Source organism: Achromobacter sp. 01N37, assembly GCF_056399725.1.
Window position 1 is genome coordinate 1 of the sequence record NZ_JBFTRX010000025.1, and the last position, 12021, is coordinate 12021.

Here is a 12021-nt window from a genome sequence, read left to right on the forward strand (position 1 = left end):
TAGTCGGCAAATTGGCCGAGAGCCGAAAGCTGAGACCGGCCTATGAATCCAACAACCGGAAAGACCGGCCGACCATCTCACTGCTCACGCTTGGGGCCATGATCTATGCCGAACGGACGCTGGCCTTGACCGAAACGTCAGTCCTTGGGTTCTTGCGAACACCAGTGAGCACCGCCGAACTGATTGAAGGGTGGCGATAAATTCGTGGGGAAACCTCAGAGTCTGACTGCCTTATGTGATGTCGGAGCCATAGGTGCAGTCTGACCGCGATATGCCCTACGTCAGATTCAATCCGCCATCAGACAGCAGAATTTCGCCTGTCAAATAGTTGGATTCAACAAGCATTGAAACCGCTTGGGCAATATCTTCGGGGCTCGCGGCCCGGCGCATTGGCGCACGCTCCCGCCATAACTGTTGAGCCTGCGTCCAGTTTGCGGTCAACGGCGTATCCACCAGCCCAGGCGCGACGGCATTCACGCGGATGTCCGGCGCCAGTGACACCGCCAGCAAGCGCGTGACATGGTTCAGCGCGGCCTTCGTCGCGGCATAGGGGATGGACGCCCCTTTCGGACGCACGCCGGCATGCGAACTCACATTGATCACGCAAGCCGGCACGCCGGAAGCCGCAGCCGAGGCGCGCAGTGCGGCCTCGGCTTCTGCGACGATACGAAACGGCGCGACGACATTGACCTCATGCAGCTCGCGCCATACGTCGGGCGTTGCAGCCGCCATATCGGCATGGGGAATCACGTGGCTGATTCCCGCATTGTTCACGACAACGTCCAGGCGCCCCCAATGCGCGATCGCTTCTTGCACCAGCCGTATCCGGTCTGCATCTTCAGCCAGGTCTGCTTGCACGTAAGCCGCCAAGCCCAGCTCACGCGCCATCGCGATGCCTGCATCCACAGAACTGCGCGAATGCAAAACCACCGCATGGCCATCCCGAGACAGCCGGCGTGCTATTGCCGCTCCGATACCTGAGGTGGACCCTGTAATAAGCGCAACACGTTGTGGTTGAGGCATAGCGAAGTCAAATGAAAGTGAAGCGTAGAGTTTACCTACCCTGCGTCATGCCACATGCGCGGCAAGCTCCACCCGGAACACGCTGCCGCGCCCCGGCGCTGACTGCAACGACACCTGCCAACCCTGGTGTGCGCAGATACGCTGCACCAACGACAGGCCCAGCCCCAGGTTGCCGGCATCCGGTTGTTCGCCGCGCACGAAGGGACTGAAGATCGCCTCTTGGCGTTCAAGCGGAATGCCCGGCCCGTTGTCGGCCACCTGCATGAAATCTGCCCCCGCCGTGATGACGACCTGCGCCTGCGGCCCCGCGTACTGTAGGGAGTTGCGGATCAGGTTGGACAAGACCGCGCGCAACAGCGGCGCGGGAAATTGCAGCGGTTTGGTGTGGGCGGCGACCTCTTCCAGCGTCAGGTCCATGCCCCGGCGTTCGGCTACGCCCGCCCACGCCGCGAGTTGACCGCGCGCCGTGCTCACCGCGCTTTCGCGAACGAAGCGCTCGGCGGCATCGCCCCCGCGAGCCAGCATCAGATAGGTGTCGAGCCGGTCGCTCATGTCGGACGCGGCGGCTTCGATGCGCGCCAGCCGCGCTTGCCCGTCTGCATCCAGGGTCTGTTCTTCACGCAACAGCTCGCACGAACTGGAGATCACCATCAGCGGCGTCCGCAATTCATGGCCGACATCGGCGGTGAAGAGTTGTTCGCGCCGCAGCGCCTGCTCAAGCTGGTTGTAGGTGGCGTCGAACGCCGCGGCCAACTGGCCGATTTCGTCCGGCGGATAGTCTTCGGCAAGCCGTGTCTGCGGGGGCTGCTCGCCGCGCGTGTTGACTTGCGCGGCCAATCGCGACAAGGGCCGCAACAGCCGCCGCGTGGCCAGAATGCCCAGCACAAACGCCAGCGCCAAACTGCCCGCCAGCCCACTCACCGCTGCCCAGTGCGACGCCACCTGGCTCTGTTCATAGTCGGTGTAGTCGCGCAGCAGCATGTAGCGCTGGCCGTTCTGGTCGTCCACCATCACATGCCAGATGCGGCCCGCACGTTCAATCTTGTGAAAGCCCGGCGATAGCCGTCGCAACCAATCCGGAAACGCGTCGCTACCCGGCGCGCCGTGAAAGAACCGGTTGGGCCGCCCCGGGTCTATGCCCGCCAGAAAATCACCGCGCACCCGCTCCACCGCCATGCCCATGTCGATGCGTTGCAGGTGCGCTTCCAGCTTGCCCACGCTCCAGACCGACAGCCACGTAAGCAAGCCTGCCACCAGCAAGGCCAGCGCCACATAGGTCAGCACCAGATGCCGCGCCAGCCCGCGCCGCGCCGCGTGCTTACGTCCCATCCGCGGCCCGCAGCTGGTAGCCAATGCCGTGCACGGTGTGCAACAGCGGCGTGTCATACGGCTTGTCGACCACCTGGCGGATCTGGTGGATGTGCGTGCGCAGGCTGTCGCTGTCGGGCGGCGAGTCGCGCCACAGCGCTTCTTCCAGCCGGCCGCGATGCACCACTGCCGGGCTTGCGCGCATCAGCAAAGTCAGCAGTTGCAGCGGAGATGGCGGCAGGCGCAAAGCTTGGCCCGCGCGCGCCAGCGCCAGGGTACGGGTGTCCAGCGTTAGATCGCCCACGCGCAACACGCGCGCCGCGCTCGCCCCGCTTGCGCGATGCAGCAGCGCCTTGACCCGTGCGGCCAGCTCGGCTAACGCAAAGGGCTTGACCAGGTAATCGTCCGCGCCGGCGTCAAAGCCGGTCAGGCGGTTGTCCAGCGTGTCGCGCGCGGTGACCATGATCACGGGCGTGTCGCACGCGGCCTCAGTGCGCAGACGGCGGCAAAGCTCGTAGCCGTCCAGGCGCGGCAGCATCAGGTCCAGCACGATCAGGTCGAACCCGCCTTCGGCCGCCATCGCGTAGCCCCGCTGCCCGTCTTCCGCGCAGTCCACGATATAGCCGCGCCGCGTCAGGTGATGGGTGATGTTGGCCAGAATATCGGGGTCGTCTTCGATGACTAGAACGCGCATGGAGCAAGGCGGGGAATGGAAATCAATCGCATATTGTAGGGGCCTTTATCGGTCGCCTTGACCGATGGCCTTTCTCTTTCTGTATGCGCCTGCGCCCGGCCCCGCCAGCCGCCTCAGTTGGGCTTCAAGTCAATGTCGCGAACCACTTGCCCCAGCAGCGTGTAGTCGGCTCGCGCGCGTTCCAAGGCCTGCTCGGGGGTATTGCCCACGATCACCCAGCCCAGTTCCTTTAGTTTGCGTTGGATGTCGGGTTCCTTCAGCGACGCCGTCAACGCGGTCTGCACCTTGTCGATGGCGGCGGGCGGCGTGCCCTTGGGCGCTGCCAGGCCGAACCAGCCGGCGGGCACCAGCCCCGTGATGCCCAGCTCTTTGGCCGTGGGCACCTTGGGGTAGCCGTCGAAGCGGTAGTCGCTGGTGACGAACAGCGCCGTCGTCTTGCCCGACGTGACATACGGAATCTGCGACGCGGCGTTGTCCATCATCGAGTCCACATGCCCGCCCAGAATGTCGTTGACGGCGGGCGCCGCGCCCTTGTAGCCAATGATGTTCAGGTTGACGCCGGCCAATCTCGCGAAGGCGGCCTGCGTCAAATGGGCCTGCGTGCCCAGCCCCGCGTTAGCAGACGTCAGGCCGCCTGATTTCTGCTTGCTAAGCGCCTTGAACGACGCGTAGTCTTGCGCCGGGAAATCCTTGCTGACGACAAACACGAACGGCACTTCCACTGCGATGGAAATCTGCGCCAGATCTTCGACGGGGTTGTAGCGCAGCTTATAGATATGCGGATTGACGGCGATGGTGCCGCTTGCGCTGAGCAACAGGGTATAGCCGTCGGGCGCGGCTCGAACGACGTGTTCGGTAGCGATTGACCCGCCCGCCCCCGACTTGCTTTCCACGATGACGGGCTGGCCCAGCTTTTTGGACATGGCATCGGCCAGCAGCCGCGTCATGGTGTCCGACGCCGAGCCCGGCGCATACGGATAGACGATCGTGATGGGTTTGGTGGGATACGCATCCGCCGCGTAGGCCGGCGCCAGCCCCAACGACATCAACAATGCAGCGATTCCTGCGCTAAGACGTTTCATGGTTTTCCCCCTGGAGTTCAGGTTGTGTGGTTAATTTTTTGTATGACCGGAATGGCCAGCGCCGAATACCAGGCCAGTTCGGGCAGCATGTCTTGCCGGTACCAGCCCGCTTGATGCAGCAGGTTCAACGACGCAATGGTCTGCCCGTTCCAACGCACCGGCACGTTGACCGCGCTTTCGYAGCCCAGCGAGAAAATCAGATCGTGATCTGGAAACGCCTGTTGGCAGTCGTGGCGGTCGTTGCAGATCCGCGGCGTTCCATCTTGGACCACGCGGGCGTAGAAGTCGCTGTCTTCGCGGATGGGTTTGGCGCCATCCGTCGGGTAGGCCACGGGCTGGCTCGAAAAATATCGCCGGCTTAAGCCTGCCTGCCGGTCCAGCACCAGGACGGTGAAGAGCCGATATCCGATGCGGTCTGACAGCGCGTCGGCCAGCGCCTGCAAGCCGCGTTCTGGCTGCGAATCTTGCGTCAACGCCTGCGCCACACAGCCCAACGCCAGCGCTTGCGGCGTGAAATCGTTTGAACTCGTCACGGGTCTGCCTCATGAAAGGGATGAAGCATTTTGGGGTTCAACACCCATATCCGGCCAATGAATAAAGCTGAGATATCCATTACCATTTCCGCATGGATGCCACCCCGACCGAACTCTCCTGGACTCGCCGCCTGAAGCTGCGTCACCTGCAAGTGCTGGCCGCGCTGGAAAGCGCCGGCACCGTGACGGCCGCCGCCAAGGCGATGCACATGACGCAGCCCGCGCTGTCCCATTGGCTAAGCGATATGGAAGACCTGGTCGGCACGCCATTATTTGTGCGCGGCCGCACGCTGGCGCTGACCGAGGCCGGGCGCGCGCTGTGGCGTTACGCCTGCCGCGTTCTGGGCGACACCGCGCGCACCGGCGAAGAGATCGAAGCGGTCAAAGGCGGCGTGGCCGGGCATCTGCATATCGGCACGATCCTGTCCGCCGCCCCCGTCTTGCTGCCGCGCGCCATTGCCGCGCTGCATCAGCGTTCACCCAAGGTGCAGATCGAACTGGTCGAGGGATTGCTTGAGCCCTTGGTGGAACGCGTGGAGCGCCGTGAAATTGATCTGATCATCGGCCCGCTGGATGTGCGCGCCAGCCGCTCCGGCCTGTGCACCGAATGGCTGATGACCGATACGTTCAGCGTGGTGGCGCGGCGCGGCCACCCCTTGGCGGAATTGGCGGCCCCGCGCTGGGAAGACACGGACGGCTATCCGTGGATTTTGCCGCCGCCCGGCACGTTGTCGCGGGTGCGGCTGGACCAGGCCGTGTCGGATGCGGGCATGCCGCCGCCCCGCCCGGCCGTGGAAACGAGCTCGCTGGTGGCGCTGTTGTCCATGCTGCAAGACCGCGACTACATCGCCACGCTGGCCAGTTCCGTTGCGCAGATGTACGAGCGCTGGAACCTGATCAGCATCGTGCGCATGCCGTCGCGCCTGGAGTTCGGCCCCATTGGCATGCTGTGGGCAGCGAACTCGCCCAGCATCGTGCTGCCGGACCTGTGCGAGACGCTGCGTGAAGAAGCCAAGCGCCTGCTCGAAGGCGGCGGCGCTGGCCCTGCTGCGGCTACTTGACCGTCGCGTATTCCAGGCTCTTGGGCGTGTTCGTCAACACGCGCGGCGTGTCGCCCACGACCACGGTGTCATCCAGCCGGAAGCCGCCAATGCCATAGGCGTAAATGCCGGGTTCGGCGGAATAGACCTCGTTGTCCAGCAAGGGGCGCTGGCAAAACGCCATGTCTTCCGGGTATTCATGGTGGATGATGCCTACCGCATGCCCGGTTCGATGGCGGATAAAGTCCGCGTAGCCGGCCTTTTCGATCTCGGCCTGTGCCGCCGCATCCATCATGCAGACCGGGTTGCCCGTGCGTGCGGCGGCAATGGCGGCTTCATTGGCGGCCCGGGCGGCGGACCAGAGCCGGGTCTGTTCGGCCGAGGGTGCGCCGCAGAACCAGGTGCGTTCGTTTTCAATCGTCAGGCCGTTCAGGCGCGGGATGACGATGTTGACCAGCACATCGCCCTTGTTGATGCGTGCGCCGCAAGACGCGCCATCGCCATGAGGCGACGCAGACGCCGGGCCGCTCAAGGTCCAGCAGCGGATCACTTCGAAATGCTCGCCAGGAAACCGCGTGGCGGCTTCTTGGACGAATAGCGACGCCATCGCAAAGTCCAGCTCTTGCACCAAGCGGCCGGGCTGGATGTTTTCGCGGTAGCGATCCTGAATCCAATCCGAAATGGAGGCCGCGGCGGCCATCACCGCTAGTTCCTCTTCATGCTTTTGCCAGCGCAGTGACCGGCATTCCGGCGTGGCGGGACGCAGCACCATTTCGGGCAGGATGCGGCCCACGTGCGCCAGCACTGGGCTGCCACCTTCAACGGCAATGCGCGACCGCGCCAACCCCGCCGCCGCAAGCCTTGCCGCCAAGACTTCAGGCAACTGCGTAATCAAAGGCAACCGGTTCGACACGCGCGGATGTTCCGCGTAGTACGTGATGTCCGTCATCCAGACTTTTCCCTGCTCCTGGGAAAACTGCATATGGTGCGTGGACAGCTCATTCATCACCAGGAACGGCGTGCCGTTACGCGGCACAACGGCAAAGATCGGGCGTTCCCAGGGCAAGACGTCGGTGTGGAAGTTGGTCGCAAACTGGAAGAAGTCGGCTGACGTAAAGATGATGGCGTCAACCGCCAGATCGTCCATCAGGGCGGTCATCTTGTCGCGCCGGTAATGCCAGACGGCGTGGGTGAGTTTAGGCATGGCGTTTCCTTATGGGTGAGGTGTCTCGCGTAGGCCTGTTGGATTATGGGCAGGCGACGCATTAGCGCCCAATGAATAAACCTGAGGGTTCCATAAGCGTTATTGCATGCCGGTGCGGTGCCCACCGCACCGCCGCCACGTCTTAACGATTTCTTGAGACGGCTTGGCGGACACTGCGTGTCGATAAGAATGGTTCGCGTTACCCGCAAGCCCGCGGCCAACGGCGCAACCTTGGATGTTTCGATGCGTACGCTCTCTTTGCTTCGCGCGGCCTTGGCCGCCACCACCCTGCTCGGCGCAGGATTTGGCGCCGTGTTTGGCGTCGCGCCCGCCGCCCACGCGCGTCAGGTCACCGACCTGGCCGGCCGTACCGTCACTGTGCCTGACCACCCCAAACGCGTGCTGCTCGGTGAAGGCCGCTTCGTCTTCGCGATGGCGCTGCTGGACCAGAAGGACCCGGTTGCCCGCGTGGTGGGCTGGCAAGGCGAGCTGAAGCAGCAAGACCCGTATTCCTGGCACCAGCTCGTCACGCGCTATCCGAAAGCAGCCCATGTGCCGCTGATCGGCAAGACCTCGGAAGCCAGCGTCAGCCCCGAGAAGATCGTGTCGCTGGCGCCCGATGTGGCGGTGTTCAGCCTGAGCGGCCACGGGCCGGGGCGCAACAACCCGATGATCACGGCGCTGCAAGATGCCGGCATTCCGATTGTGTTCATCGATTTCCGCCAGCACCCCGTGCAGAACACCGTGCCCAGCATGCGGATTCTGGGGCAGGCGCTGGACCGCCAGGCCGAAGCCGACGCCTACATTGCCTTCTATGAAGAACGGCTGGCGCGCGTGCGCAAGATTGTGGAGCCCGTGCCGCAGGCGCGGCGCCCGCGCGTGTTTGTGGAAATGTTGGCGGGCGTGTGGCCTGCCTGCTGCCATACCACCGGTAATGGCAGCTTTGGTGACTTGCTGGAGGCGGCAGGCGGCGTCAATGTGGCGGCCCCCGTCTTGCCCGGCGCAATCGGCGACGYCAGTCTGGAATTTCTGCTGGACGCCAAACCCGATGTCTACATTGCCACCGGCAGCCGCTCCGAACCCGGCCGCCCGGGCCTGCTGGTTGGCCCGGGCGCCGCCGCACAAGTGTCGGCCGACAGCCTCGCCACGCTGCTGGCGCGCGATGGCATCCGCGATCTGAGCGCCGTGACGCAGCACCGCGCCTACGGTATCTGGCATGCCTTCTACAACTCGCCCTACCACGTGGCGGCCATCGAAGCCATGGCCAAGTGGTTCTACCCCGAACGCGCTGCGGCGTTGAACCCGCAGGAAACGTTGGACACGCTGTACCGCCAGTTTCTGAACGTGGATAACGCCGGCACGTACTGGACGGCGCCTGCTGGGTCTTCCGGCGCTTCTTCCACATCCGGCGCTTCTTCCACTTCCGCCGCTTCTCCCACTTCCCCCGCTGCCGCAACTTCCGGCGCTGCTGCCACTTCCGCCGCTGCCGGCACTTCCGCCGCTGCCGCCCCATCCATCCGCTAATCGCACCATGATCAGCCCGACCACGGCGGCCGCGCCGACCTTTGCGGCAAGCGCAGACGATACCATCGCCGCGTACCGCCGCACGGTGCGCAAGCGTTTGTTCCTGACGGCGGTGTTGGCGCTGGCCATCCTCGCCAGCCTGCTCGCCGACATCGCCAGCGGCCCGGCGGCGCTGCCGCTGGCCGACCTGCTGCACACGCTGCTGCATCCGGACGCGGCCAGCGCTGGCACGCGCGTCATCGTCTGGCAGTTCCGGCTGCCTTACGCGCTGATGGCGTTGTTGGTCGGCGTGGCGCTGGGGCTGGGCGGGGCCGAGATGCAGACGATGCTCGACAACCCGCTGGCCAGCCCCTACACGCTGGGCGTGTCGGCGGCGGCGGCCTTTGGCGCGTCGCTGGCGATCACGCTGGATTGGCATGTGCCGGCATTGCCGCCCGGCATGGTGGTATCGGTCTCGGCCTTTGCCTGCACGCTGGTGTCGGTGCTGATTCTGGAACGCGTCGCGCGCTGGCGCGGCGGTTCGACGTTGGGCGTGGTGTTGTTCGGCATTGCGCTGGTCTATTCCTTTCAGGCGCTGGTGATGCTGCTGCAATTCGTGGCCAGCGAAGAGGCCTTGCAGGGCATTGTGTTCTGGACGATGGGCAGCCTGGCGCGCGCCAACTGGACGACGGTGTCCGTCATGGCGGCGGCCGTGGCGCTGGCCCTGCCCTTTTCGATGCGCGACGCCTGGAAGCTGACCGCCGTGCGGCTGGGTGAAGAGCGCGCCGCCAGTTTCGGCATTGACGTCAAACGGCTGCGCCTGGTCAGCCTGTTGCGCGTCAGCGCGCTGGCGGCGCTGGCGGTGTCGTTCGTCGGCACGATTGGTTTTGTTGGCCTGGTCGCCCCGCACATCGCGCGCCTGCTGCTGGGCGAAGACCACCGCTATTACCTGCCCGGCAGTGCGCTGGCGGGAGCGCTGATCCTGTCGCTGGCGTCGGTCGCGTCCAAGACGGTATTGCCCGGCGCGCTGATTCCGGTGGGCATTGTGACGTCGCTGGTTGGCATTCCGTTTTTTCTCACCATCGTCGTGCGTGCGTTAAAGCGCGCCTGACGTCCCCCTAAGCCTGCATCCCATAAGGAGACTCCCCTGATGCATTCCCGCCTGACCCTGGCGTTGGCCAGCTTGCTGTTCGCTGGCGCCGCGCAAGCCGCCCCCGCTGGATTGGCCTCCCATAGCGACGCCAATGCATCCGCCAACGCGTCCACCCATGCATCCGCCAATACGGCCGCCGCCATCCCCGCAGTGGCCCCCGCGGCTTGCGCCATCGACGTCGAAGGCCGCCCCGGAAAACAGTTCGGCCCTGACCATATCGTCGTGCCGTCCACGTGCACCGACTTCACCGTGCGGCTGATTCACACCGGCAAGAACAGCAAGGAAAAGGCCGGCCACAACTGGGTGCTGACGAAGACGGAAGACATTGACGCCGTGATGGTCGACGGCATCAAAGCCGGCGTGCAACATGAATTCCTGGCGCCCGGCGACGCGCGCATCCTGGCCAAGACCCCGATGCTGGGCGGCGGCGAAACCGCCACCGTGACCTTCCCGGTAAGCCGCCTGCGCGCCGGGCAGTCGTACACCTACTACTGCTCGTTCCCCGCGCATGCCCAACACATGCGCGGCACGCTGGTGCTGCAACCCTGACGATGACAGCGCTGCACATTCGCGGGCTGGACGCTGGCTACGGCGGCAAGCCGGTGCTACAGAACCTTAGCGCCGGGCCGCTGGCCGAAGGCACGGTCACTGCGCTGCTTGGGCCGAACGGCAGCGGCAAATCCACGCTGCTGAAAACGCTGGCGGGGCTGAACCCCGTGATGCGCGGCGCGATCCTGTTGGACGATGAGGACCTGGCGCGCGCCTCCCCCGCGCGCCGTGCCGAGCGCGCCATGTACATGCCGCAAGCCTTGCCCAAAGGCGTACACATGACGGTCTTCGAATCCGTGCTGGTCGCTGCGCGCTCCGGCCGCCAGGGCGGATTTGGCAAGGGAGCGTCGGGCATGGGTGCGTCGGGCATCGGTGCATCTGGCATGGGAATGTCTGGCAAGGGAATGTCTGGCAACGGTGCGCCTGGCCACGGCGCGGGAGGCAACAGCGTAGGGAGCAATAGCATGACCGGTCAGGCGCTGATGCAGGACGCGTTGGCCGTCATCAACGACCTGGGTATCTCCACCTTGGCCAGCCGCTATCTGGACGAATTGTCGGGCGGCCAGAAGCAGCTGGCCTCGCTGGCGCAGGCGCTGGTGCGCCGACCTCGCCTGCTGTTGCTGGACGAACCACTGTCCGCGCTGGACCTGAACTATCAATTTCATGTGATGGACGTGCTGCGCCGCCAGACGCGCCAGCACCGGCTGATCACCTTGGTGGTGCTGCATGACTTGAACATCGCGCTGCGCCACGCCGACCACGCGCTGCTGCTGCATCGCGGCGCGATCCAGGCCCAGGGCCTGCCCGCCGATGTCGTCACGCCGCATTCGCTGCGCGAGGTTTATCGCGTGCAAGCCCGCGTGGAACGCTGCCCACAGGGGCAGGCGCAGGTGCACGTGGATGGGCTGGCCGGGATCTGAAGCCACAGGACGGCGGCGGCACATCATGGCGGCGGTATATATTTACCGGTCCAGCCATCCCAGGGAGTCCGCGGAAATGACGAGAAGCCGCATCGTGGCGTTTTTTCTCAGCCTGCTTGCCGCGCCCGCCGGCGCATCAATCATCTACGACAACCACGGCCTCGTTGTCGAGATCACCACCGGCGGGCGTCAGGACTGGAACACCGGCCAGCGTCAAAACACCCGCAGCACCACCATTACGTTCCAGGGCAACAAGCTCTGCGGCCGGGACGTCGGCAAGCTGCTCTACCCCGACGGCCGCGACATGGCCTCAAACGCGTTTTTCTGCGCCGCCAACGCAAAGGCGCTTGAAACCGATGCCGTGCTGGCCTACTTCACCAGTTCCACCACCGATCCGGTCCTGGCCCACTTGCAGGTCGCCAACGGCGCGTTGCGCGTGAACCGGCTGGCGCTATCGAACCAGCGCGACCGCGACAAACCCAGCGGCACCCGCTTCGAAGAAGCCCGGCTGCCCGGTTGGACGCGTGTCGAAACCGCGTGGGCCGAAACGGTGATGATCCGCCATGCACCGCTCAAGGCCACGAATCTGGGTGCGGGCAAGCTGCTGGATGTGGACGGCGATGTGGCGTATCTGGCCATTCCGCCCGGCCGCGATGTGGTGGTGGTGCAGCCCGCTACCCGCATCAAGGACGCGCAGGGCGACATGCGGATCGTGCCGGAAGTCACGAAGTTCGTGGACGCGCCGCTGGCGTTTCGCGCGGTGCGCCTGAGCGACGGGCAGGAACTGGCGCGGCTGAATGTCAAAGACACGTGCCTGGCGCTGCCCGCCATCGAATTCAACCGGCCCGATCCGCTGTACCCGTCGTCATCCCGGCGGGAAGTGTTGTTTGACGATGTGCCTGCGTGGCGCGCGGCCACGCTGCAACTGACGCAAACGCAGGGCCGCGCCACGCTGCAATTCAAACCGGGCGTAGCCTTGCCCACCAAGGCGAACTGCAAGCCGGGCTGACCC

13 protein-coding genes are annotated in these 12021 nt (G+C 65.0%); 7 read left to right on the top strand and 6 right to left on the bottom strand.

The window, feature by feature from the left end:
• On the top strand, positions 1–200 hold a 200-nt coding region (locus tag AC1DSJ_RS29255), incomplete at its 5' end, for a hypothetical protein (protein ID WP_476760447.1).
• Positions 201–276: 76 nt separating this feature from the next.
• On the opposite strand, the gene AC1DSJ_RS29260 is transcribed toward AC1DSJ_RS29255, so the two are convergent.
• The 5 genes from AC1DSJ_RS29260 to AC1DSJ_RS29280 form a co-directional block, all read right to left on the bottom strand.
• Positions 277–1023 (bottom strand): SDR family NAD(P)-dependent oxidoreductase, encoded by a 747-nt coding sequence (locus AC1DSJ_RS29260; RefSeq protein WP_346551854.1) that lies wholly within the window; start codon positions 1021–1023, stop codon positions 277–279.
• A gap of 45 nt (positions 1024–1068) precedes the next feature.
• Positions 1069–2352, bottom strand: a complete 1284-nt coding sequence (locus AC1DSJ_RS29265) for an ATP-binding protein (protein WP_441372707.1) — start codon at positions 2350–2352, stop codon at positions 1069–1071.
• Positions 2342–3025 carry a response regulator transcription factor gene (locus AC1DSJ_RS29270; RefSeq protein ID WP_175168647.1) on the bottom strand — a complete coding sequence of 228 codons (684 nt, stop codon included), beginning with the start codon at positions 3023–3025 and terminating at the stop codon, positions 2342–2344. Before AC1DSJ_RS29270 ends, AC1DSJ_RS29265 begins: the two co-directional genes overlap by 11 nt.
• 113 nt (positions 3026–3138) lie before the next feature.
• Positions 3139–4107: a Bug family tripartite tricarboxylate transporter substrate binding protein gene (locus AC1DSJ_RS29275; protein WP_054422989.1), complete on the bottom strand. Its 969-nt coding sequence runs from the start codon at positions 4105–4107 to the stop codon at positions 3139–3141.
• Positions 4108–4124: 17 nt separating this feature from the next.
• A complete protein-coding gene (locus AC1DSJ_RS29280) occupies positions 4125–4640 on the bottom strand; it encodes a GAF domain-containing protein (RefSeq protein WP_476760448.1) in 516 nt (171 codons plus the stop codon).
• Between the two features lie 92 nt (positions 4641–4732).
• Here AC1DSJ_RS29280 and AC1DSJ_RS29285 point away from each other — a divergent pair, with 92 nt between their 5' ends.
• Entirely contained in the window at positions 4733–5701 is a 969-nt protein-coding gene (locus AC1DSJ_RS29285; RefSeq protein ID WP_175168646.1) for a LysR substrate-binding domain-containing protein, read from the top strand.
• Here AC1DSJ_RS29285 and AC1DSJ_RS29290 read toward each other — a convergent pair.
• On the bottom strand, positions 5694–6884 hold the full coding sequence (locus tag AC1DSJ_RS29290; protein ID WP_441372705.1) for a M24 family metallopeptidase: 1191 nt from the start codon (positions 6882–6884) through the stop codon (positions 5694–5696). The genes AC1DSJ_RS29285 and AC1DSJ_RS29290 overlap by 8 nt on opposite strands.
• A gap of 243 nt (positions 6885–7127) precedes the next feature.
• Here AC1DSJ_RS29290 and AC1DSJ_RS29295 point away from each other — a divergent pair, with 243 nt between their 5' ends.
• The 5 genes from AC1DSJ_RS29295 (at position 7128) to AC1DSJ_RS29315 (ending at position 12018) form a co-directional block, all read left to right on the top strand.
• The gene (locus AC1DSJ_RS29295; RefSeq protein WP_476760449.1) at positions 7128–8408 is read left to right on the top strand and encodes an ABC transporter substrate-binding protein; all 1281 of its coding nucleotides are present in this window, start codon (positions 7128–7130) and stop codon (positions 8406–8408) included.
• 7 nt (positions 8409–8415) lie between these two features.
• Complete coding sequence (locus AC1DSJ_RS29300; protein ID WP_441372703.1) at positions 8416–9498, top strand: FecCD family ABC transporter permease; 1083 nt, start codon at positions 8416–8418, stop codon at positions 9496–9498.
• A gap of 39 nt (positions 9499–9537) precedes the next feature.
• Positions 9538–10089: an azurin gene (azu, locus tag AC1DSJ_RS29305; protein WP_441372702.1), complete on the top strand. Its 552-nt coding sequence runs from the start codon at positions 9538–9540 to the stop codon at positions 10087–10089.
• 2 nt (positions 10090–10091) lie between these two features.
• Positions 10092–11009: an ABC transporter ATP-binding protein gene (locus AC1DSJ_RS29310; RefSeq protein WP_441372701.1), complete on the top strand. Its 918-nt coding sequence runs from the start codon at positions 10092–10094 to the stop codon at positions 11007–11009.
• A gap of 76 nt (positions 11010–11085) precedes the next feature.
• Positions 11086–12018: a hypothetical protein gene (locus tag AC1DSJ_RS29315; RefSeq protein WP_441372700.1), complete on the top strand. Its 933-nt coding sequence runs from the start codon at positions 11086–11088 to the stop codon at positions 12016–12018.
• Positions 12019–12021 lie beyond the last annotated feature (3 nt).